This window comes from Marinilactibacillus sp. 15R, from assembly GCF_001895285.1.
In the GTDB taxonomy this organism is placed as follows: Bacteria; Bacillota; Bacilli; order Lactobacillales; family Carnobacteriaceae_A; genus Marinilactibacillus; species Marinilactibacillus piezotolerans.
Genome location: NZ_CP017761.1, coordinates 1,949,319 through 1,973,084, shown reverse-complemented (window position 1 = coordinate 1,973,084; position 23,766 = coordinate 1,949,319). Strand labels below are relative to the sequence as shown.

Here is a 23,766-nt window from a genome sequence, read left to right as displayed (position 1 = left end):
AATGATAACTACAATCAAACTAACTGGAGGACTTATAAATGAGTATAATTACTGAGAACTTTAAAAAAATGGCTGAAGAAAAAAAAATTCAATTTAAAACTAAAGAACTACCAGCTCCAATTCGTAATAAAGAAGGAAACACTGTTGAACAGAAACAACTCTTGTTTCAATCCGCTTTACGCGTAACTAAAACTAAACCAGTTGGATGTGCAGTCATCATTCACGACGCAGAACTAGAACGAGTAAACTATCAAATCACTTATAGCAAAATTGGTTATGTTACGGATCGCAACAAACTACCTGATATTTTGACTGAGCTAAATGATTTGAACGCAATGAGATCAGGATATTATCGCTTTTTAGTTTCTGGAGATGGTGAACTATTTATGCGTTTCTTAGGTATTACTGGTGAAGATGTAGCTCCTGTCATGGATATATTTATTTTTGGTGGACGAATCTTGCGTGCTCTACTACCAGAACTAGACAAAATCGACGGAATAGACTTAACGCCTAGAAAAGGATAAGGATCTAAATGAACAAACCACTTTTTGAAACACAAATCGTAAATAAAGATGGAGTAAATGGCGTAGCTTATGTTAATACCGCTAAAGGGTTACGGGTCGTTACTTCTAGTCCTTTAAATAATGATCCGGGCACCAATCCTGAAGAATTATTCGGATTAGCCTTGACGACGTGCCTGAATGCAACGATCCAATCTCTTTTAAAAGCCCGAGGATTTGCAAACGAGAGTAAGGTTGAAAGTACGATTCAGCTAAAGCGTGAATCTAGTGGTGTAGGATTTTTCTTTGACGTTAAGCTATATGCTTCTATCAAGGATTTTGATTTTAAAGAGGCAGAACAAATAATTGCTTCTGCAGAAAAGCGGTGTCCCGTTTCTAAATTGACTCAAGGAGCAGAAACTCTTGAAATTCATACTGTTCCTTATTCTTAACCTTCAACATTAAAAGTTTTTTCTTAAACCAAACAAGGTTGATAATTGATAATCAACCTTATTTGGTTTATAATTTATCTATAAATATTGAAGGGAGACATTGTATGGAATCAAAATTAAGTATAGCTGTCATTGCAGACATAATTGCATCAAAAAAGATTGAAAATCGAGCGCCCTTACAGGAAATATTAAATGAAATATTAAAAACTGTAAACACAAATTTCAATGATCAAATCGAATCATATCTAACAATAACACTTGGAGATGAATTCCAAGGAATTATTAAGGACTTCAAGACAACGTTTTTAATCATAGACTTAATTGATACCCAGTTAAAAACATTAACGAAATCAATTCTTAAAGAAGAAGTTACTTTGCGGTGGGGAATAGGGGTAGGGGAGTTAGTTACTCCTATTAAAGATAAAACAATCAGTATAGGTTCTGACGGCCCAGTATATTGGAATGCTAGAAATGCAATCGAAAAGGTACATTCACACAATGATCATGGAAATACTACGGAGAAACTGGTTTCTGAAACTCTTGAAGATGATTTTTTTAATAGCATTATACGAATACAAAATGTTATTAAAAATCAATGGACGACCACACAACAAGATACGGTAAGCATTTTATTGAAAGAATTTGGTTATGAAGAAGTCAATAATCAGAAACTAAAAATTCTTCTTAATCAAAAATTAAATAAAGATTACAGCGAGCAGACAATTAGTAAAAGAGTCATTTCGACCCACATCAAACAGTATGTTCAATCTAGAATACAATTAGCTGAAAGATTAGAAGATTGGAGGAAGCTCAAGTGATTGTTGAAAGTTTGATTGTACATGTACTGGGAGACTTTTATCTTCAAAAACAACCTAAAGATCTATACCATAATCGGACTAGGTTAGAAGTAGAAAATCAAATCAGAAATTATGGTTGGAGCAGTGTAGTTGTTTTTTTGATTTCAATATGGATGAACCCGAATCGAGATTTCATCCAACCCATTTTCCTTCTTCTGGCAATTCCTGTATTGAATTTTTTACATAAAAAGTTAATTGTTCTCTTAATAATAAAAGGAATTAACGCTATATCTAAATCTCAAGCCAATATAGCTGAATTTTTTACAAAAAACGGCAAATTGATGATTTTTATAATAAGCCAAATCATTCACACTGTTTCGATTCTATTAATCATTAATATGAGTATAAATCTAGAAGAAATACTGAAAATTACTTTAACAGGAGTACTAACAATTTTAACCCTAATATATTTATACAAATCTAGAAAAGAATATAATTTGAAACAGGCAGGACTATTTATAGCAGGTTCGCTTATCATTACAGCTTCTATCCTTTATATACTATATAACTTTACTATTTCATTAAGGTATGAAATTTTTTACCAACAAATCATTAGTTATACTCTCGTCATTTTAATCCTTATGCGGCCAGCCAATTTATTGATTAGAAAGCTAAGTTCTAATTATGATCCTAAAAGCGACTTGGATTACTTAGGTCGATTTACTAATAAATCTTCTCCAAAACCAGCAGCTGGATTTCGGGGAGCAGGGGCGATGATAGGAAATTTAGAACGTATTATGATTTTACTATCTTTTGTTTCTGGTAATTTAATTCCTATCGTAGCAATTCTATCGATAAAAGCTTTTGCGAGATACAAACTGATTGTAGAAGATGCTTCTTTTTCCGAGTATTTTGTCATTGGTACAATGCTTAGTGTGGTCATTACGTTTGTTTTATATTTAATGCTTCACGCACTTCTAGGGCTTAACTAAATATCAGTATATTAAAAATACTATGTAAAAAGACCAGTCAAAAATTATAATACCTCTAAAAGTTAGACGTGTTGGAGGTATTATAAAAATTTACTGGTCTTTTACTATTAATAATAGATGGAGAAATAACTACTTAACCTATTCAGGCTTGATTTCAACATCCACATATCCATAAGGATTATAAACAAGTTTAGGATTTTCTTTTGTTAATTTAACCAAATCTTCCCGATCCATTACATGAAATAACTCAATAGCTAGTTCATAACTTTCCTGACTTTCTTTTTCTTTATCCAATCCCTGCAGACACAAGCCTTGACGAACCAGTGCAGCACCAAAAGATAGGACATTACTATCATTCTTCGATTTAGTAATAAGTTGATCAATATACTTTAATGCAAGATCATACTCTTCATGCGCTATCAGTATACAAGAAAGGTGAGATAAGTAGGATAGTCTCAGCTCCTCAGCTTCTTTAAAACAGTAATATTTTTCAAGATCCTTTAAAGCTCTATCTGTCAGGGAGATAACTGTTTCTACCTCAAACAAATAGAGAATACCATTTAATAAATGAAGTTCTGAGAGATAGAATTTATCTAATTTTTTCAATCTCTCCCATGTACTTTCTGCATATTTACGAGCAGCTACAAGATTATGGTCTTTCATCAAACTATAATAAGCTTGAGCAATATTCAGCACATCTTTTGTCAGGTGATCATAGCGACTCTCAAGCAAATCATTAGCAGCATCTATCAATTTTTTTACATATATTATCTCAGGAAATTGCTCCATTTTCTTATATAAATACAAAACATTGTCTTTATCATTTAAACTATAATCATTTAATATAAATGAATACTCATCGTGGTGCATATCCATATAATCAAGAATAGCCAAATATTTCACTACGTTTGGATTGATTTCATCTCTCTCAAGTTTTGTATAATTAGACCTTGACATCGTACTGTCAGAAATTTCCTGCTGGGAATAGCCTTTGTTTTCTCTAATAGTTTTTAAGACCTTTCCTAAATGATAATAAGCCTCGTTCATTGTAAAACCTCCTAATTCGATTGGGTAAAATAATAACAATTTTCAATAAATTGATAAATTATTGTTAATATATTTTATATAAGGTTGATATTCGATGATTAGTCGGTTAAAAGTATAACAGGATGAACTTAATGTGAGGTGGGATCATATGAGAGAAATCAAATTAGCACAAAACTATAAAAAAAATACGTATAAGTATATTATAGAGTGTAAAAGTATGCAAATAACTTTAACAGTGGACAACAATGATATTATCCATAATGCAGATGGAGATATTGACTGTCCCTTGGAAACAGTATTACGAAAAAATAATTTTACTTTATACGAACTTAAAAACTGGGGATTAGTAAACATTCAATTTATAGAAATAATAAATGAAGAAGAAACGATTAGAAAACAAATTGATTGTGAAATTGTATTACAATCGATACAATTTTAACATGAATATATAGAAATAGATATTAGAATTTCCAATATTACCTTTAGAAAAAACCATCACAGACTTAGAAAACTGTCTTTGATGGTTTTATTTATTGCGTCTGTATTATGGTAATATAATTTAAGTAAGAGAAGCATATTATTTTGAAGTATTTATATTTAAGGTCTGTAGGAATAAGAGTATCTATCCTAATTGAACTGGGACTGGAGTAAATATGAAGAGAAGGGGAGTGTAGGGAGGGGTACTCAATAATTTGATTTTTTAAGATTGACAGTGTTATCTTTTATGATATACTTGAATTGAAAAAGAGCCTTGCGCTAACAAGACTCCTTACGTAAGCCGTTTAATTCAACGGTGACAAACTATATATGAACGATCAACCGTCCTTGAACTCGCCAAAGTTAGGACGGTTTTTTGTGCCTTCATTTATCTTTTTTATTGATGCTAACAATGAGAGAAATTAAAGCAACTATAAACATGCCAAATCCCATCATCAGTTGCAAGGCATCACTCACACTCAAAAAGGCTTCTACTTTCTGAAAAATGGACTATGTGGGACATAGAACCACCTCCTAAATTTAAAGCCACCGTCGTAACTTCTTACAAGATCATTATAGCAAACATGTGTTCTAAATCAAGCGAAAATCATCTTGATTAACTAATTATCTTTTTTTGATTAATATAAAAGCAATTGCTTAAACAGGGTAGTTCTTTCATTAGATTTCAAATTTCTGGTGTGATTCTGGTATAGTATGGACAGGAAAACAAAATATATGGATGAGAAGGTTGAAAATATGAATTTAGATAAATCATTCTGGTCAGAAGTGTTGAATTTAGGCATTCGCAATATCTGGCTCTATTCAAAAGTACAAGTTAAAATCATTGGTCTGACATATATTTTACTGACGCTGGGGCTTTGGTTCATCGGCTATGGCGCCTGGTCTTTATTAATCGCTTTAGGCATCAGTATATTAGACATCGTTCCAGTTATCGGGGCCGGTATTGCATTTGTTCCTTGGATAATATGGGAATGGATAGCAGGAACGGCCAGTCAAGGTTGGTGGCTGCTCTTACTTTACATTGGGGTAGAGGCCTTCAAACAACTCGTCGAGCCGTACTTCTTAGGAAAAGATATGGAATTGCCATTTTGGGTACCCTTTTTCATCACAATTGTCTGCGGATTGATTTTTAATATTTTCGGAATAGTTGCAGCCGCATTGATTATTCCATTTTTAAGTGCTTATCGACAAGTCCGTAAAACTTATGATAAATAAAGGGATGATCGTATTTTTACATTAAGCAGAAAGATCCACTTGGATGATAAAACAAACATAGCCATTGTATTATTTACGCTTGCAGCATTTACTCTAGGCTGGTTGTTTACAGAGGACTTTTTCATTGGTCTAAGCACAGGCGGAGGCGTATTTTTGACATGGGCAGTAACTCGAGAAATCGATCCGACACACCATTCTTCAGCATTTATAGCTGCTGTATTTTCTTTGTTCCACCTTCTTTTTTATATGGAGTCCATCCACTTACTAATGCTGGCATGGATCCTGACGCTTTTGAGAGCGGTCAATGGTATTACAGGAAAAAAGCTGACACTAGTCGATATTTTAGAAATTTTCGCATTAACGGTTTTTCTGTCCTTTTTCAATGAAAACAGTTTGTATTTAATTGTATTAGGTTTAGCACTTACGAGTTTATTCGTATTGCAGATAAAGAAAGAGGCGGTTCTAATATGTGGAGTGATCACGTTCCTTTTATTCATTGTCCAATTAACTTTTTTTGATTATGGTTCTTTTATGGACATTGATCAGCTAACGTCTTTCCATTTGGCCGCAGTAGCATCAGCAGTTTTATTTGCTATTTTTTTCAGTTTTAGTCAATCATTTCAAGCAAAGATCGAAGCGAAGGATGACCAAGGCAACAAAGCCGACGAGAAGAGGATCCTTTACGGGCGGTTTTTATATAGTGCAACCATCGTTTTGTTCATTTTTTTCGCTCATCAAACTACCAGTAATGTCCTCATTCATTTATCAGTCCTGTGGGGTACTTTTTTATCTTATATAATTTTTAAAATATTGGATTATTTTAATAAGGTTTCAGATCACTGATTGTTACTACGTATAACATAAAGGAGAGAGGGGGGGGAGAAAGGTTTACTTTGCAAAAAGAAGAAAACTACATAGAAATGACGTTAGTTGAATTAGTTAGTCTAGTAGAAAGAAATTAGAGCACAGTACTTTCAGCTTTTAGCATATCTTAAATTTTTATTTACTCTTTGATGTGTACAAGTTTTACTGTATAATGTAGTTACATAACTACAAACAAGGAGTGGCTTAAAATGGCACATGTGAATATTAAACAAGGACAACAAGTAAGAGGGGGTTCATCAAAACTCCGTCTTGGAAGAAATGTAGGAAAAGCAGTAGCGAAAGTAGAAGAAAGAAAGTTACGGAAAGTCGGTAACAGCGTAGGTGTAACGATTCCTGTTGCCATCTTAAATGATATGGGCTTAAAAGAAGGCGATACGATTTCTTTTGAAACAAATAATGATGGTATTGTTTTAAAAAGAAAAGATCCGATAGTGACTGATGAATTTATGAGCCTTATTCAAAAAGTTGCTGACGAGAATGATGCTGCTCTAAAAGCTTTGGTTGAACGTTAATGAATTTTTTAACGGAGAATAACTTAATTACAATCAATGCATACCTTATCCAACGTTATTCGCCTGGAGAAGACGTTGGTGTGAAAGTGCCTGAAGCATTGGATATGACTGTAAACTCAGTTCACACATCTCTTTTTGGTGAAGAAATGTATCCAACATTATTTGATAAATCGGCGGTTTTATTCATTAATTTGATTAAGAAGCATTGCTTTTATAATGCCAATAAGCGCACAGCTTATCATGCTTTAGCTACTTTCTTACAAATGAATAATTACGAAATATTACTAGAAACAGATGACGCAGTAGAATTTTGTGTAATGGTGGCTACTTGGGATGATGAGTTTGATATATTAAAGAAAAAGGTTCGTAATACAATAAAAGATAATTCTAAAGCCTTAGACGTTTAGAAGAAAGCATGACAGACTCGTTGTGTTTTTTTCTTTTACCTTAAAAATCAATTGATAGTCTTTTATTTTTAAATTAGTTTACATAATATATATTATACAAAGTAGAATGTATGAAATAAACTCTCTTCCCAACCAGTATAATTTTAAATTCAAATGAATTTCAATTGAGATTAAACCTAATTATTTATTAGTTAGTATCTTGCCGACCGTAAATCGATTCCTCTAGTTCTTTTCTCATTAACGAGATTTTTTGAATCTAAATATCTTGCACCTGTTTTTTCATAAAACCTTTTTGCAGAATTTTCAGCTAATTTTTTCTAATAATTATCTACTGATTTTTTTACTCGGATGACTTTTACTAGACATATCATATGTAACTCACAAACATATTCTGTATAGATTTCCTTCAACCTATTTTCTCAACCTGAAATGAATCCTATGATTTGATATTGATCGTTAACTACTATAAAACTAATTGGGACTCTGTTCCGTAAAATATTCTTTGAAATTTTTCATATAAATCGTACCGCATACTATTTAGGGAATTTCAGAAATTATATTTTTTATATGTGTTCTCCAACTATCTAATTTTACCTTAGCAACTTCTGAAACAGCTCCTATAATTAATAATCGCTAAATGATTGATGCGTCCTTAGCATTGCGCTTACGAAAAAAACAATAGTAAATAACCATCTACTAACTTTGACAAGTAGTAAGTAGATGGTTATTTACTATTTAAAAAAAGTAACCGTCTTTTTAACGGCTCTAATGCTAAGAGAACTATTACAGCAGGACAGTTACTTTTACAATATAATTTCCGAGTTATAGGAGGAGTCTCTTCTCCCTCAACTCCCATAGTCAACATCTTCTATACAATATATTTCCACTGACAGTCTTTATAGTAATATTATTCTTACGTTACAAGAATAGGTATTATTGAACACGCAGTGGTATTCTTTTTTCTGGTGCCGGAAAAGCTTCATCAAGTAAGGCTAATTCTTCTTCTGATAACTGAATATCAAAAACATCTACGTTTTGGCTGACATGATCTACTGAGCCAGCTTTAGGGATAGCAATCGTATTATCTTGCTGCATAACAAAAGCTAATAATAATTGGATAATTGAAATTCTATGAGCATCCGCAATTTGTTTAACTACGGGACTATTATAAACTTTATCTTTTAATGCAGGTTCTTGACCAATAATCGGACAATAAGCCATAAGTGGAATATTATTTTCTCTCATATAATTTCTTAAAACTACTTCAATACCTCGTGACGCCATATGATACATCACCTGATTTGTTTGACAGTTTTCACCATTTCTTAAAGATAAAAGGTTCTGCATATCTTCAAGGTCAAAGTTAGAAACACCCCAGTTTCTGATTTTTCCTTGTCTCTTCAGATCTTCGAAACAGTCTACCGTTTCCTGAAGTGGCACACTACCTGGCCAATGTAAAAGGTACATATCCAAATACTCTACCCCTAGCCTCTTTAGAGTTCCATCACAAGCATCAAAGATATTCTGTTCTCCGGCGTTATGAGGATATACTTTAGAAATTAAAAATAAATTCTCTCTATTATATGGTTTAATTGCTTCACCAACTAGCTGTTCTGATTTTCCATCTCCGTACATCTCAGCTGTATCAATAAGGGTGACCCCTTTTTCAATACCAATTCTTAATGCATCCACTTCTTGATCATATTTACTTGGCTCTTCACCCAATCTCCACGTTCCCTGTCCAAGGTTTAATACTTTTTGACCACTCGGAAATTGTATCTGTTGTTTCATACTCGTCTCTCCTTTTCAAGCTTGTTTATTCTATTGTATCAATAAACATATACAAATCGAAAAATTTGCTTTTACACTTTAAAATGAATAAATATTGGATTCTATGTTAATAGAATTCAGTTTGAAATGTATATTTCACTTTTTTAGCGAATAATTGTTTACTTTCATTTATATTTTTGATATGGTTATAAGCAAATAACAAACTACAACTTAATGACTGGATGAGGCGCAAAGATCATTAGTACTTAATCATACGAAGAACCTGTAAGTTCGTGATAAGGAAAGGGAGATTTGCCGAAATGGTTTATATTTTGCAGAATATAAACTGTTGGGCTGTATATGAAGAATAGACAGACTGCCGTTTTATAAGTAGACGACCTAATAATTGAATAGGTAATCTACTTTACGGAGTGCTTCCGCTTGTATATATAGATTCTTTAGGACAAGTCGGCAACCTCGACTTGTCCTCTTTTTTATTATTATGAGGCAAAACATTACAGGCAATCTCAGTACATTTAGAAAGGATAAATATGAAAAGAAGTGTATTGAAATTCGGCGGATCTAGTGTTGCAGACTTATCAAAAATCAAAGATATTGCAAATTATTTGAAAGAACGAACTGAAAATGATGAACAATTAGTCGTCGTAGTATCTGCTATGGGGAAAACAACAGATGAATTGTTAGAAAACGTAAAACATATTACTTCTACTCCTAATGATCAGGATTTAGCTATGTTGTTGACTACTGGTGAACAGCAGACTATTTCTTACCTCTCCTTGACTTTGAATGACATAGGAGTGAAATCCAGGCCTTTAACTGGATATCAAGCAGGAATCGAAACAATTGGTCACCATCTGAAAAGTAAAATTTCTTCTATTAAGACAGATTTATTTAATCAGCTATTCTTAACAAATAAAGTAATTATTGTTGCAGGGTTTCAGGGATTCAATAAAGAAGGAGAATTAACAACTCTTGGCAGAGGCGGATCCGATACAACTGCTGTAGCACTTGCAGCAGCCTTAGGTTCTACTTGTGAAATCTATACAGATGTAACAGGCGTATACAGTACAGACCCGAGAATTTTTCCTGCTGCAAAACGCTGGGACATGATCTCATATGAAGAAATGATGGAAATGTCCGCTTTAGGAGCTGGTGTACTAGAAACTAGGAGCGTTGAATTAGCTAACAATAACGGAATTCATCTATACCTTGGAAAAACATTATCAACTGAGAAAGGAACATGGATCGTGCCTAATGACCAAATACTTGAAAGAAAAGCTGTAACTGGTGTAGCTTTAGATAAAGATATGTCTCATGTTACTCTGACAGACTCGTCAAACGGAGAAGCACTTCTTAATGATATCTTTAAAAAACTTGAACAAGAAGAAATAAACATTGATATGATTTCTCAAATTAGAAATACTTATGGAATGCAGTTATCTTTCACTGCTAAAGATTCTGACGAGAGACAATTGATCACTATATTTAACCTTCTCAAAGAAACATATCCTGATCTTACGGTAAGTATTGTCGAGGATTACGCAAAAATATCTGTTATTGGCGCTGGAATGAGAGATATGTCCGGCGTCGCCTCCCGTATATTTAGAACATTGATTGAATCAGACATTCCTTATTATCAAGTTACAACCTCCGAAATAAGTGTTTCTTGTGTGATTGATGAAATAAATGGAGAAAAAGCTACTAGACTTCTATGTCAAAAGTTTGATTTATAAAAGTATTTTAAATTTTAATTCAGAAAGGAACTATTTATGTATTCTATCGCAGTTGTTGGAGCAACCGGACTAGTAGGCAGTACAATGCTGGAGTTGCTGGAAAAAAGAAACATCCCCATAAAAAAACTGACACTTTTCTCATCAGCCAGATCAGCTGGAAAAGAAATTGTTTTTAAAGGGCAAACTTATAAGGTAGAAGAATTAACAGAATCTAAAACCCAGGGTCCTTATGACTATGTGCTAATGTCAGCTGGTGGAGAAACTAGTTTACGATTCTCTCCTCTATTTGAACAACATGGATCAGTTGTTATCGATAACTCCAGCGCTTGGAGAATGGACCCTGAAATTTCACTCGTAGTACCGGAAGTGAATCCCCCTTCCCTTTCACGAAAAATTATAGCTAATCCAAACTGCTCCACCATCCAATCGGTTGGTCCCTTAAATATTTTAGCAGACGCTTATGGCTTAAAGCGAGTAGCCTATACGACCTATCAATCGGTTTCGGGATCGGGCTGGAAAGGGATAGAAGATCTTAAACGCGGTGAACACGGTGAAGAACCTGTTACTTATCCTCATCCAATCTATAATAATGTTCTACCACATATAGATGTCTTTCAAGAAGACGGATATACTAAAGAGGAAGTCAAAATGATCGAAGAAACTAGAAAAATCCTTCAGCTTCCTTCTCTACCCGTCACAGCAACTTGTGTGCGAGTACCCGTTACCAGTGCTCATTCAGTAGCCATAAACGTTACCTTAGAAAAAGAAACAACTTCAGAAGAAATCAAAGCGTTATTCAATAAGAATCCTAATGTTATACTTGAAGATGATCCAAAACAAAATATTTACCCTATGCCAGTTAATGCAGGTGGAAAAGAAGGTATTTTTGTAGGGCGGATCAGAAAAGATGATAGCTTTCCTAATACTTTCCATGTCTGGACAGTCAGTGACAATATTTTAAAAGGCGCTGCCTTGAATGCCGTTCAAATCCTTGAACAATTGATCAACGGAAAGGAGCAATACTAAATGAATCATCTATTTACCGGTATCGGAGCTGCAGTGACTACTCCCTTTTCCGAAGGAGAAGTTGACTACACAAGCTTCCGTGAACACTTAGAATTTCTGAAGGAAAATCATATTCAAAGTTTTATTGTCAATGGAACAACTGGAGAAGGCTCTACGCTGACTTCAGAAGAGAAAACTGAACTGCTCAAAGTATCACTTGAGGTTTCTGATGGACAAATTCCTGTAATAGCAGGAACTGGCTCAAACAATACTAAAACGAGTATTCAGGCTTCTAAAGAAGCTGAAGAACTTGGTGTAGATGGTTTACTAGTCATTACGCCTTATTATAATAAAACCAGTCAGCGAGGCTTACTCGCGCATTTCACTGCCATTGCAGATGCAGTCAATATTCCTGTGATTTTATATGATGTACCTGCGCGTACTGGTATGACGATTGATCCAGAAACATTGCGCGTGTTATCAGAACATCCAAATATAGTTGGGTTAAAAGATGCCACTGGTGATTTGACTAACTTAAGTCGTCTTCAGTCTGTTGTCAATGATTCGTTTGCTTTTTATGGCGGTAATGACGATCTTGCTCTTCCCTTTTTCTCTCAAGGTGGTCATGGATTAATTTCCGTAGCTGCAAATGTATTACCTAAAGAATACCAGGAGATGTTTGAATCTGTAAAAAAAGACCTGGATAGAGCAAATTTGCTTTATAAAGATCTTTTTCCTTTACTGGAAGCATTAAGTATCGATGTCAATCCTATTCCAGTTAAAGTATTAACTAGCTTTTTAGGATTCGGGGATTACGAAGTGAGACTTCCCTTAGTTACTCTAGAAGAAGTTGATCAAATTTCAATAATTGAAACTTACCGTCATTTAATAGAAAGAAGGAATTAGATGGACATTTTATTAGTCGGATTTGGAGCAATGAATAAACGTGTGGCAGCTATCGCTGAAGAAAATGGTCATAAGATTTCTGGAGTAATTACTCCAGAAAAAACAATTGATGCACCTTATCCAATATTTTCAAATTTTGACAACGCCTTACCTGCAGTAGATGTTGTAATCGATTTTTCACACCCTACACTAACGACTCAGCTTTTAAACTCTACTATCTCTGCACCGTTAGTGATTGCGACAACTGGAGACAAAGATGCATTGGTTAATCTTATGCAGAAAAAAGCAAAAACGCAACCTGTTTTCTTTAGCGCCAATATGAGTTATGGAGTGCATATTTTAACGGAAATCATTAAATATGCTACCCCTCTTTTACAAGATTTTGATATTGAAATGATTGAAAAACATCATAATCAAAAAGTGGATGCTCCAAGTGGAACCTTAGTAAAATTATATGATGCAATTGTCCAAAATTCCAGGCAAGATGCTCAGCCAGTTTATGATCGTCATGAAAAATCTGAGAAACGAGGTAGTAGAGAAATTGGAATATCATCTATTCGCGGAGGAACCATTGTAGGTGAACATGAAGTGCTATATGCCGGACATGATGAAGTCATCTCTATCAAGCATACTGCCCAATCAAAAGATATTTTTGCAAGTGGTGCACTGACCGTTGCGGCTCAATTGCTCAATAAACCAAACGGATACTATACTTACAACAACTTAGGAGAATGAAAACATGAGAGAATTTTCAGCAGAAGAAATCATTCAATATATTAGCGATTCAACTAAAACAACACCTGTTAAAATCTATGTTAATACGGATTTAAAGAAAACTGATTTCCCTGATACTTTTAAAGTATTTGGGAGCAATAATAGTTATACCCTATTTACTGATTTAAATGACTGGAAAAAATTCTTTGTCGATCATAAAGAATCATTGATAGATCATGTATTGGAACAAGACCGCAGAAATTCTGCAATTCCTTTATTAGATGCTACTGAAATCAATGCCAGAATTGAGCCCGGTTCTTTTATTAGAGAACATGCAGTGATTGGAGACAATGCTGTCATAATGATGGGGGCTGTCATCAATATCGGAGCAATCGTTGGAGAAGGAACTATGGTTGACATGGGAGCTGTCTTGGGTGGTCGAGCAACTACCGGAAAAAATGTTCATGTTGGGGCTGGAGCTGTTTTATCAGGTGTAATTGAACCTGCTAGTGCAAAACCTGTCATTATTGAAGATGATGTTCTTATTGGCGCCAATGCAGTTGTTCTTGAAGGAGTAACAGTTCACAAAGGCGCAGTGGTTGCTGCAGGTGCTATTGTAACAGAAGATGTTCCAGCAAATACTGTAGTAGCTGGAGTTCCCGCTCGAGTAATCAAAAATACTAGTGAAGTAGCAGCTGGAAAAGTAGATATTATTTCTGCCCTTCGTAATTTAAATTAATCCATTCAGCTAAAGTGAATTTCATTTTTAATTTCACTTTAGCTTTATTCTTATAAACATCTACTCAATTTATTATACAAATCAAGGAGTCGAAAAACTATGAAAGACTATGTAAAAACTGTATCAGCCCACCGTCAAGCATTACATCTGATTCCTGAATTATCTTTTCATGAATATAAAACAACAGCTTATATAAGAAATACTTTAAAACAATTAAATATCGATTATTTAACACCTCTTGAAACAGCAACTATTGTATATCTAAAAGGAAATTCTGGTAAAACAATCGGTTTCCGCGCGGATATTGATGCCCTCCCAATTGAAGAGGAAACTTCATCTCCTTTTACCTCTACTCATTCCGGAGCAATGCATGCTTGTGGCCATGATGGTCATACCTCTATTCTACTCACTTTCGCTGAATTATGTAAAACACAACAGGACCAAGGGTTACTTAAACATAATGTTCTATTAATCTTTCAGCCATCTGAAGAATCGAATGCTGGAGCAAACGCTCTTATCAAAGCCTTTCCTTTTTCCGATTATAATTTAGAAGCCATTTTTGCTCTCCATTTAGGTCCAGATACAGATGAAGGTGTCATCTTGACAAAAGAAGGTCCATTAATGGCAAGTGCTACTGAATATCGAATCAATATTAAAGGAAGATCAGCTCATGTTGCTGAAAAAGAAACAGGAGCAAATGCTTTAGGATCATTGTCACATATTGCTAATCAAATTGCTCAGATTCAACAGTACCACCTAAATGGATTAAATCAGAATGTTATTCATATTGGTAAAATGACTGCCGGAGAAGCCATTAATACAGTAGCTAGTACCGGATATTTAGAAGGAACGATTAGAACCTATGATCCAAAAGATCTTGAAATCATTAAACAAAAAATTGATGCCGTCGTTAAAAGTAGTGATTTGATTTTTAAAACATCTACTACTCTAACTGTAGCTGAAGGATATCCTCCAGTCATTAATACCAGTTCTTTACTTGAACTAGTTGAAAAAAGTGTAGAGTCGGCAGGTTTAAGATTTAAAGTCAAAGAACATCCTTATCTATATGGAGAAGATTTTTCTTTTTATGACACAGTAGCTAAGACTAATTTTGCTTTTTTAGGTATTCGAAATGAAGAATTAGGATATACCAGCGGACTCCATACCTCTACTTTTAACTTTGACGAAAAAGTACTGATTAATGGCGTAACTTACTTTCAAGAAATACTAAATAATTTAGGAGAATAAGATGACTGCTATACTAAAGCTGAATCAACAAAGACTCTATGAACAAGCCAAAGCCTTACAAAGTCAAAATGATGTTATTGTAGTTGTGAAAAATGATGCCTATAATTTCGGAATGGAACGTGCGTTTACTGCATTTTTTCAAGCCGGAATCAAAAGTTATGCAACAACGAATCTATCTGAAGCTATCTGGTTACGTAAACAAGATAAGGAAATTATGATATTATTGTTAGATCCTTCTACTGAATTTAATCTGTTGAAAAATTATAATATTACATTAACTGTCCCCAACCTGACTTTCTATAATAAATACAAAGCACAACTAAAAGGAATAAAAGTACAGCTAGTCTATAAAAACTTGTTGAATCGATTTGGATTTGATCATTCAGAAGAAATGCTTCAAGTATTGAAAGAAGATTATGTTGAGATAACGGGGATTTGGACACATTTTGCCTTTGCAGATGATCTTACAGAACTTAGATATGAAATTGAAAAGAATAACTGGTTAACTGTATTGAATCAACTAAAAGACTATATTAAAGATCTGGAGTATGTTCATGCTCAAAACAGTGCTTCTTATACGAGAGAAGGACTGCTGGAAGGACACACTCATATAAGACCTGGCGCTACAGCGTACGGTGCACTTCCCTATTTTGATAAAATTCCTACATCACTACCAGCTCAGACAATTGAAGTAAGTGCTAGTGTGAAGGACATCGTTCAGCTTAAAAAAGGTCAAAGCGCTGGATACTCTGCTGTATTTGTTGCCGAAAAAGATACTTCTATAGCTATATGCGATATTGGTTATGGAAATGGTATAATGAAAAATCGTGCAAAACATGACGTTCTGATCAATGGAAAGCTCTATCCTATTGTTGTGTTAATGATGAGTCATTTAATGGTTGAAGTAGATGAACAGGTTAACATAGAAGATACTGTTATTCTTTATAATGATCAATTACGATTAGATGAATTTGCCTATAAAGGTGTAGGAGCCATTTCAGAACAAATGGCTAGTTTGAACCGTCACACTTTTAACTTAGTAGAAATCTCCTTAAACTGAAATTTCAAAGTATACAAATATGAATTAGAATATGTTTGTATACTTTTTAATTTTATTTTTACATTGTGATTTATACTACAAAATACATTTTTTTTATACTTATTTTTGCACATACAATAATGTGCGTTTATTTCTAAACAGAAAAAAAGCAAAGCTCGTTTAATTTAAGCTTTGCTTTTTCTATTATATATTAATTTTCAAATTGAAGAGTCAGTTGTGGAACCACTTGTTTTTTACGAGAGACAACACCTTCTAAAAACATAACATTATCTTTTATAGTACTATTCAACGCATCACTAACTTCTTCAACAGGATTTCCATATATAATAGCTGTAGAGTCATTTTCCAGAACATTCGTAATTAACAAAATGAATAAATCATATCCTTGGATTTCGCTTTGTACTTTCATCGCTTCTAATAGTTCTTCTTTTCTTGCTAGAATTTCATTTACATCTACTACATTCACTTGTCCGATTCGAACTGTTTTTTCGTTCATCGGGAAAGATTTTGCATCTGCGTCGAGAAGATTTTCTGCAGATTTATTTTTTGTCTTAGTTCCCGCTTTTAATAGTTCTACTCCATAACTTTCTAAATCAACTTCCGCAATTGCAGCTAATTCTTTTGCAGAATCTACATCAATTTCTGTACAAGTTGGTGATTTCAACAATAGAGTATCTGAAATAATTGCAGATAACATAATTCCAGCTATATCTTTCGGCACTGTAATACCATGCTCTTTATATAATTTCAAAATTATAGTATTTGTACACCCAACGGGCTCAGCTCGATAATAAAGAGGATTAGCTGTCTGAAAATTCGCAATTCTATGATGATCCACTACTGAAAGTACTTCAACTTTTTCAATATCTCCAACGCTTTGTTGTGATTCATTGTGATCAACCAGCATAACCTGTTTCACTTCATTCGCCACTGTACTTACCACTCTAGGCTTGCTAACGTTAAAATAATCTAGTGCAAAAGTCGTTTCTTCACCGAGTTCTCCAAGTGCAACTGCCTCCGTATCTAATCCTAACTGATTTTGCAGATAACTAAAGCTAATGGCTGATGTTACTGCATCTGTATCTGGACTTTTATGTCCAAAAACTAGTATTTTATCCATTTAAAAATCTCCTTTTAATCATTTATGTCTATTCCTAGAATATATGAATTTTTAAATAAATTCAATCATATAAAAAAGGAAGCAAAAGTTAGACTTCTGCTTCTTTCTTTAAAGACTAGTATTTATATGTCTGTAATATACGGTTTGCATTGGCAACCCGTTCAGCAGTTGGTGGATCGATATGCTCTAATTTATAGGGAATTCCCAACTCTTTGTATTTATAAACGCCTAATCGATGGTAAGGTAACACTTCAACTTTTACAACACTTTCTAGTTGCTCAATGAATTCATGTAGTTGTTCGAGATATTCATCATAATCAGAACGCTCTGGTACTAATACATGCCTTAGCCACATCGGTACGCCACGAGTTGATAAATACTGAGCCATAGCCAATATACTCTCATTAGAATGCATCGTATATTTTTTGTGTTCCTCATTATTAATATGCTTCACATCCATCAACACAAGATCAGTATAGTTCATTAATTCTTCAAATCGCCCAAAGAATGGCTGATCATATGTGAATGGTTGTCCACAAGTATCAAGAGATACATGGATACCTTCTTGTTTTGCTAATTTAAAAAATTCTATTAGAAAATCAATATGGAGCAGGGGTTCACCACCACTAACGGTAATGCCTCCCTCTTCTCCCCAGTATTCTCTATAATCAAGTGCTTTTTTCATCATTTCTTCTGCTGTATACGGAGTTCCTCCACCCATATTCCAAGTATCAGGATTATGACAGAACTCGCATCGCATACGACATCCTTGCATAAAGATCACAAATCGAATACCCGGACCGTCTACTGATCCAAAGCTTTCCGTAGAATGAACGTACCCTATCGCTGGTTCTGTCATAATAATTCCTCCAATAATAATTGTTCTGCTTTTGTTATTGCTTTTCCTTACATACTTTCGTGGAATGTTCTGCTTAAGACATCCATTTGTTGTTCTTTTGTTAATTTCACAAAGTTAACGGCGTATCCAGATACTCGAATTGTTAACTGAGGATATTCTTCAGGATGTTCCATTGCATCTTCAAGTGTTTTACGATTTAAAACATTTACATTAAGATGATGTCCATTCTTTTTCACATATCCATCAAGCATTGTTGCAAGGTTTTTTCTTTGAGTTGTATCTTCTTTACCTAATGCTCTAGGAACAATAGAGAATGTGTTTGAAATGCCATCTAGTGATTCTTTATAAGGCAATTTGGCTACTGAGTTCAAACTAGCTAGCGCACCGTGTGTATCTCTTCCGTGCAATGGATTAGCACCTGGAGCAAATGGAGCACCCGCTCTTCTTCCGTCAGGAGTATTTCCTGTTTTCTTACCATAAACAACATTTGAAGTAATTGTAAGAATAGATGTAGTATGTTTAGCATCACGATAAGTCGGATGTTTTTTGACTTTAGTCATGAATGCTTTTAATAAATTAACTGCTATTTCATCTACTCTGTCATCGTTATTACCATATTTTGGATAATCTCCATCAATTTCATAGTCAGTTACTAATCCATTTTCATCTCTAATTGTTTTTACTTGTGCATACTTGATTGCTGAAAGTGAATCTACTGCCACTGAGAAGCCAGCAATACCTGTAGCCATTGTTCTTGCTACTTCAGTATCATGTAGAGCCATTTCAATTCTTTCATAGCTATATTTATCATGCATATAGTGAATGATGTTTAATGTATTGATATACATACCTGCTAACCATTCAAGCATATCATCATATTTCTCTAAAACTACATCGTAATCAAGGACTTCAGATGTAATTGGTTGGTATTTTGGTCCAACTTGAGTTTTAGTACGTTCGTCCACCCCGCCGTTGATAGCGTATAAAAGGGCTTTAGCAAGATTAGCGCGAGCTCCAAAGAACTGCATTTGTTTACCAATCGGCATAGCAGACACACAACATGCTATTCCGTAGTCATCGCCCCATTCTTCTCGCATGATATCATCATTTTCGTATTGGACAGCACTACTTTCAATAGATACTTTAGCACAGTACTCTTTGAAAGAAGCTGGTAATTTTGTAGACCATAAGACTGTCAAGTTTGGTTCTGGAGCAGGTCCTAAGTTTGTTAATGTGTGTAGGAAACGGTAACTGTTTTTCGTTACCATATGGCGTCCATCTATACCGACACCACCAATAGATTCAGTAACCCATGTGGGATCTCCTGAGAATAATTCATTATATTCCGGTGTACGAGCAAATTTCACAAGTCTTAATTTCATAACGAAATGGTCGACTAGTTCTTGTATTTCTTGTTCAGTCATAGTACCATCTTTTAAATCTCTTTCAATATAGATATCTAAAAATGTTGAAGTTCTTCCTAAAGACATAGCAGCTCCATTTTGTTCTTTGATTGCTGCTAGATAACCTAGATACAACCATTGGAATGCTTCTTTAGCATTTTTAGCTGGTCTAGAAAGATCAAATCCATAAATATTTCCTAATTCTTTCAGTTCTACCAATGCTCTGATCTGATCACTTAATTCTTCACGTTGACGAATGATTTTTTCACTCATCATGCCATTACCACAATTTAATTTATCTGTTTCTTTATCAGCAATTAGGCGGTCAACACCATACAGAGCTACTCTTCTGTAGTCACCAATTATACGTCCACGACCATAGGCATCAGGAAGACCGGTAATAACACCCGTACGTCTAGCATTTCTAATTTCTGGAGTATATGCATCAAAAACACCTTGATTATGTGTTTTTCTCCAATCTCTAAATACATGTGATAACATTGGATCTACTTCAAATCCATAAGATTCAGCAGCCTGTTCCATCATTCGGATACCGCCAAAAGGTTGCAGTGAACGTTTGAAAGGTTTTTCTGTCTGGAATCCGACGATTTGTTCTTTTTCTTTAGTTAAATATCCAGGTCCATGAGAAGTGATAGTAGAAACGACTTCAGTATCCATATCCAGCATTCCGCCGGCATCAAATTCTTTTTTGTTGAGATCCATTACTTGATCCCACAATTCGTTAGTACGTTCAGTAGCATCTTCTAAGAAAGAGTCATCTCCATCATAGGGAGTATAGTTTTTTTGAATAAAATCTCTAACATTAATTGAGGTTTTCCAGTCTGACCCATTAAAACCCTTCCATAACTCTTCTAACAAGTTAGTTTTATGTTGTTTTTCCATATTATTTACTCCTTTATAAATTATATTATCTTCACGTTCAATATATCACAATTATGCATATGTAACAAGTGAAAATTTGAACTATAAGACTCTATTAAACAAAACGAACATATAAAAAACTACTAATTGTGAATTGTGTCACAAAATTGTCACAAATTTTTTTTTGGTAACCGTTTACACTATGTTATAGTCAATTTGTGATATATAGATGTTTTATTTATACTTCTTTTAATCCTAGGAACTGAGGTATGATGAAACATTTTATTTTTAGCACTACATGCTCATAACTTCACAATAATTAATCGGAGGGATTTATAATGGTTCAATTAGCATCAGTCAAAAAAACAGAAGAAGTTAAAGTTGAAAACTCAATCGAAAATATGATTGATAATTTAGTCAACAATGCACAAATTGCTTTAAAAGAATTAGGTTCATTAGATCAAAAACAAATAGACGAAATTGTTAAACAAATGGCTTTAGGCGGATTAGATCAGCATATGCCATTAGCTAAAATGGCTGTTGAAGAAACAAAACGTGGAGTATATGAAGACAAAATTATCAAAAATCTTTTTGCTACAGAATATATCTATCATAGTATCAAGAATGATCGCACAATTGGAATTATTGCAGAAAACAAACATGAAGGAACTGTTTCAATAGCAGAACCTATTGGTGTTATCGCAGGTGTTACACCTGTTACCAACCCAACTTCAACAACAATGTTCAAAGCAATGATTTCTATCAAAACAGGTAATCCGATTATATTCGCTTTCCACCCTTCTGCTCAAAAATCAAGTGTCGCAGCTGCTAAAACAGTTTATGATGCAGCAGTCAAAGCAGGTGCACCAAAAAATTGTATCCAATGGATTGAAGCACCTTCTGTGGAAGCAACTCAAGCTTTAATGAAACATGGTGGAGTAGCAACCATTTTAGCAACTGGAGGTCCCGGCATGGTAAAATCAGCTTATAGTTCAGGTAAGCCTGCTCTTGGTGTAGGTGCGGGTAACGTCCCTTGTTATATTGAAAAAACTGCAAATGTTAAACGTTCAGTTAATGACTTGATTTTATCTAAGACTTTTGACAATGGGATGATCTGCGCATCAGAACAAGCCGTCATAATTGATAAAGAAATTTATACTGAAGTAAAAGACCTATTAACTAAATATGATTGTCACTTCTTATCTACAGCTGAAAGAGAAAAAGTTGAAAACTTTATGGTTTCTCCTGAAGGCAATTTAAATGCTGATATTGTTGGTAAGCCAGCTTACGAAATTGCTAAACTTGCAGGTGTTTCCGTTCCAAAAGAAACGAAAATTTTGATCGCTGAACTTGAAGGCGTAGGTAAAGATTATCCACTTTCAAGAGAAAAACTAAGTCCAGTTCTTGCAGCCTATAAAGTTAATAGTAGCGAAGAAGGAATCAAGCGTGCTGAAGAAATGCTTGCTTATGGCGGACTAGGACATTCTGCTGTCATCCACTCAACAGATGAAACTGTAATTGATGCATTTGATCGTCGCATGAAAGCTGGACGTTTAATTGTGAATGCACCTTCTTCACAAGGGGCAATTGGGGACATTTATAATGCTTACCTCCCTTCATTAACACTGGGCTGCGGTTCTTATGGTGGAAACTCAGTATCTTCAAACGTAGGAACAATGCATTTGATTAACGTAAAAACTCGTGCAAATCGTAAAAATAATATGCAATGGTTTAAATTACCACCTAAAATTTACTTTGAAAAAAATTCAGTTCAATATTTAGCAAAAATGCCTGATATTAAAAAAGCTTTCATTGTTACAGATCCTATGATGGTTAAATTAGGTTATGTAGATAAAGTTCTTTATTATCTAAGAAACCGTCCTGATTACGTTCACTGCGAAGTATTTTCAGATGTAGAACCAGACCCTTCTAAAGAAACTGTTCTTAGAGGTGCAAAAGCAATGAATGACTTCCAGCCAGACGTTATTATTGCTTTAGGTGGTGGTTCTCCAATGGATGCTGCCAAAGGTATGTGGTTATTCCATGAACATCCTGATGTTGATTTTAAAGGACTAAAACAAAAATTCATGGACATCAGAAAACGTGTTTATAAATACCCAACTCTCGGACAAAAAGCTAAATTTGTAGCGATCCCTACTACATCAGGTACTGGATCAGAAGTAACCTCATTCGCAGTTATTACTGATAATGAAAATAACATCAAATATCCATTAGCAGATTATGAATTGACTCCAGACGTAGCGATTATTGATCCTCAATTTGTAATGAGTGTACCAAAAACTGTTACCGCTGATACGGGAATGGATGTTTTGACTCATGCAATCGAAGCCTATGTCTCCAACATGGCAAATGATTATACTGATGGCCTTGCTATTAAAGCAATTCAACTAATATTCGAGTTTCTTCCTAAAGCTTACCGTAATGGTGACGATGAACTAGCAAGAGAAAAAGTGCATAATGCCTCTACTATGGCGGGTATGGCCTTTGCAAATGCATTCTTAGGAATTAATCATAGTTTAGCTCACAAGCTAGGTGCTCAATTCCATATAGCTCACGGTAGAGCTAATGCTATATTATTACCACATGTTATTCGCTACAATGCTAAAAAACCGACAAAATTTGTTTCATTCCCTAAATATGAACACTTTATTGCTGATTTACGTTATGCTGATATTGCAAGAACTTTGGGTCTTCCTGCCAGCACAACTGAAGAAGGCGTTCAAAGTTTAGTAAACGCTATTTACAAACTTGCTAAAGAATTGAATATTCCAATGAGTATCAGAGAAAATGGTGTTGATAAAAATACTTTCGAAGCAGAAGTTGATGCATTAGCTGAAAGAGCTTTTGAAGATCAATGTACAACTGCAAATCCTAAATTGCCATTAGTTACAGAACTTGCTGAAGTTTACAGACAAGCTTTCATCGGAAAATAAATAAATTAAGAATTAAATAATGAAAAAGGATGCCCGCCTTAATTAAA

23 protein-coding genes and 1 riboswitch are annotated in these 23,766 nt (G+C 34.3%); of the genes, 17 read left to right on the top strand and 6 right to left on the bottom strand.

The features are described 5' to 3' along the window. The first annotated feature begins 38 nt into the window (after positions 1–38). The 4 genes from BKP56_RS09795 to BKP56_RS09780 all read left to right on the top strand — a co-directional run bounded on the left by BKP56_RS09795 (position 39) and on the right by BKP56_RS09780 (position 2,741). On the top strand, positions 39–524 hold the full coding sequence (locus tag BKP56_RS09795; protein WP_072694901.1) for a hypothetical protein: 486 nt from the start codon (positions 39–41) through the stop codon (positions 522–524). Between the two features lie 8 nt (positions 525–532). Next, positions 533–952, top strand: a complete 420-nt coding sequence (locus tag BKP56_RS09790) for an OsmC family protein (protein WP_072694900.1) — start codon at positions 533–535, stop codon at positions 950–952. A 104-nt stretch (positions 953–1,056) separates the two neighbouring features. After that, the gene (locus tag BKP56_RS09785; protein WP_072694899.1) at positions 1,057–1,770 is read left to right on the top strand and encodes a SatD family protein; all 714 of its coding nucleotides are present in this window, start codon (positions 1,057–1,059) and stop codon (positions 1,768–1,770) included. Beyond that, the gene (locus tag BKP56_RS09780; RefSeq protein WP_072694898.1) at positions 1,767–2,741 is read left to right on the top strand and encodes a hypothetical protein; all 975 of its coding nucleotides are present in this window, start codon (positions 1,767–1,769) and stop codon (positions 2,739–2,741) included. The genes BKP56_RS09785 and BKP56_RS09780 overlap by 4 nt, the downstream gene beginning before the upstream one ends. Positions 2,742–2,879: 138 nt before the next feature. Here the strand turns inward: BKP56_RS09780 and BKP56_RS09775 are convergent, their stop codons facing one another. Beyond that, the gene (locus BKP56_RS09775) at positions 2,880–3,788 is read right to left on the bottom strand and encodes a helix-turn-helix domain-containing protein (RefSeq protein ID WP_072694897.1); all 909 of its coding nucleotides are present in this window, start codon (positions 3,786–3,788) and stop codon (positions 2,880–2,882) included. 148 nt (positions 3,789–3,936) lie between these two features. Between BKP56_RS09775 and BKP56_RS09770 the strand changes: the two genes are divergently transcribed. Beyond that, the gene (locus tag BKP56_RS09770) at positions 3,937–4,227 is read left to right on the top strand and encodes a hypothetical protein (protein WP_072694896.1); all 291 of its coding nucleotides are present in this window, start codon (positions 3,937–3,939) and stop codon (positions 4,225–4,227) included. A 422-nt stretch (positions 4,228–4,649) separates the two neighbouring features. Here the strand turns inward: BKP56_RS09770 and BKP56_RS14015 are convergent, their stop codons facing one another. Further along, complete coding sequence (locus tag BKP56_RS14015) at positions 4,650–4,706, bottom strand: putative holin-like toxin (RefSeq protein ID WP_232226965.1); 57 nt, start codon at positions 4,704–4,706, stop codon at positions 4,650–4,652. A 315-nt stretch (positions 4,707–5,021) separates the two neighbouring features. On the opposite strand from BKP56_RS14015, the gene BKP56_RS09760 reads away from it, so the two are divergent. The 4 genes from BKP56_RS09760 to BKP56_RS09745 all read left to right on the top strand — a co-directional run bounded on the left by BKP56_RS09760 (position 5,022) and on the right by BKP56_RS09745 (position 7,305). Further along, positions 5,022–5,501 (top strand): AI-2E family transporter, encoded by a 480-nt coding sequence (locus tag BKP56_RS09760; RefSeq protein WP_072696113.1) that lies wholly within the window; start codon positions 5,022–5,024, stop codon positions 5,499–5,501. A 39-nt stretch (positions 5,502–5,540) separates the two neighbouring features. Further along, positions 5,541–6,344 (top strand): hypothetical protein, encoded by an 804-nt coding sequence (locus BKP56_RS09755; protein ID WP_072694894.1) that lies wholly within the window; start codon positions 5,541–5,543, stop codon positions 6,342–6,344. 230 nt (positions 6,345–6,574) lie between these two features. Further along, positions 6,575–6,898: an AbrB/MazE/SpoVT family DNA-binding domain-containing protein gene (locus BKP56_RS09750; protein ID WP_083540538.1), complete on the top strand. Its 324-nt coding sequence runs from the start codon at positions 6,575–6,577 to the stop codon at positions 6,896–6,898. Further along, positions 6,898–7,305 carry a type II toxin-antitoxin system death-on-curing family toxin gene (locus BKP56_RS09745; RefSeq protein ID WP_072694893.1) on the top strand — a complete coding sequence of 136 codons (408 nt, stop codon included), beginning with the start codon at positions 6,898–6,900 and terminating at the stop codon, positions 7,303–7,305. The genes BKP56_RS09750 and BKP56_RS09745 overlap by 1 nt, the downstream gene beginning before the upstream one ends. A gap of 933 nt (positions 7,306–8,238) precedes the next feature. Here BKP56_RS09745 and BKP56_RS09740 read toward each other — a convergent pair. Beyond that, entirely contained in the window at positions 8,239–9,096 is an 858-nt protein-coding gene (locus BKP56_RS09740; protein WP_072694892.1) for an aldo/keto reductase, read from the bottom strand. 213 nt (positions 9,097–9,309) lie between these two features. Continuing rightward, positions 9,310–9,520, top strand: a riboswitch (Lysine riboswitch). 106 nt (positions 9,521–9,626) lie between these two features. Between BKP56_RS09740 and BKP56_RS09735 the strand changes: the two genes are divergently transcribed. From BKP56_RS09735 to BKP56_RS09705, 7 genes are all read left to right on the top strand, one after another. Continuing rightward, positions 9,627–10,829, top strand: a complete 1,203-nt coding sequence (locus BKP56_RS09735; RefSeq protein WP_072694891.1) for an aspartate kinase — start codon at positions 9,627–9,629, stop codon at positions 10,827–10,829. A gap of 36 nt (positions 10,830–10,865) precedes the next feature. Further along, positions 10,866–11,855, top strand: coding sequence for an aspartate-semialdehyde dehydrogenase (locus tag BKP56_RS09730; protein WP_072694890.1), 990 nt, complete (start codon positions 10,866–10,868; stop codon positions 11,853–11,855). After that, positions 11,856–12,740 carry a 4-hydroxy-tetrahydrodipicolinate synthase gene (gene dapA / locus BKP56_RS09725; protein ID WP_072694889.1) on the top strand — a complete coding sequence of 295 codons (885 nt, stop codon included), beginning with the start codon at positions 11,856–11,858 and terminating at the stop codon, positions 12,738–12,740. Next, the gene (gene dapB / locus BKP56_RS09720; RefSeq protein ID WP_072694888.1) at positions 12,741–13,475 is read left to right on the top strand and encodes a 4-hydroxy-tetrahydrodipicolinate reductase; all 735 of its coding nucleotides are present in this window, start codon (positions 12,741–12,743) and stop codon (positions 13,473–13,475) included. 4 nt (positions 13,476–13,479) lie between these two features. Beyond that, positions 13,480–14,193, top strand: a complete 714-nt coding sequence (dapD, locus tag BKP56_RS09715; protein ID WP_072694887.1) for a 2,3,4,5-tetrahydropyridine-2,6-dicarboxylate N-acetyltransferase — start codon at positions 13,480–13,482, stop codon at positions 14,191–14,193. Between the two features lie 99 nt (positions 14,194–14,292). Beyond that, the gene (locus BKP56_RS09710) at positions 14,293–15,441 is read left to right on the top strand and encodes a M20 metallopeptidase family protein (RefSeq protein ID WP_072694886.1); all 1,149 of its coding nucleotides are present in this window, start codon (positions 14,293–14,295) and stop codon (positions 15,439–15,441) included. A 1-nt stretch (position 15,442) separates the two neighbouring features. Then, positions 15,443–16,501, top strand: a complete 1,059-nt coding sequence (locus BKP56_RS09705) for an alanine racemase (RefSeq protein WP_072694885.1) — start codon at positions 15,443–15,445, stop codon at positions 16,499–16,501. Positions 16,502–16,691: 190 nt separating this feature from the next. Here BKP56_RS09705 and BKP56_RS09700 read toward each other — a convergent pair whose 3' ends face one another. The 3 genes from BKP56_RS09700 to pflB form a co-directional block, all read right to left on the bottom strand. Beyond that, positions 16,692–17,621 carry a manganese-dependent inorganic pyrophosphatase gene (locus BKP56_RS09700; RefSeq protein WP_072694884.1) on the bottom strand — a complete coding sequence of 310 codons (930 nt, stop codon included), beginning with the start codon at positions 17,619–17,621 and terminating at the stop codon, positions 16,692–16,694. A gap of 115 nt (positions 17,622–17,736) precedes the next feature. Further along, on the bottom strand, positions 17,737–18,480 hold the full coding sequence (gene pflA / locus BKP56_RS09695; protein WP_072694883.1) for a pyruvate formate-lyase-activating protein: 744 nt from the start codon (positions 18,478–18,480) through the stop codon (positions 17,737–17,739). Positions 18,481–18,527: 47 nt separating this feature from the next. After that, positions 18,528–20,786 (bottom strand): formate C-acetyltransferase, encoded by a 2,259-nt coding sequence (pflB, locus tag BKP56_RS09690; RefSeq protein WP_072694882.1) that lies wholly within the window; start codon positions 20,784–20,786, stop codon positions 18,528–18,530. Positions 20,787–21,103: 317 nt separating this feature from the next. Between pflB and adhE the strand changes: the two genes are divergently transcribed. Then, a complete protein-coding gene (adhE, locus tag BKP56_RS09685; protein ID WP_072694881.1) occupies positions 21,104–23,719 on the top strand; it encodes a bifunctional acetaldehyde-CoA/alcohol dehydrogenase in 2,616 nt (871 codons plus the stop codon). The last annotated feature ends 47 nt before the right edge of the window (positions 23,720–23,766 follow it).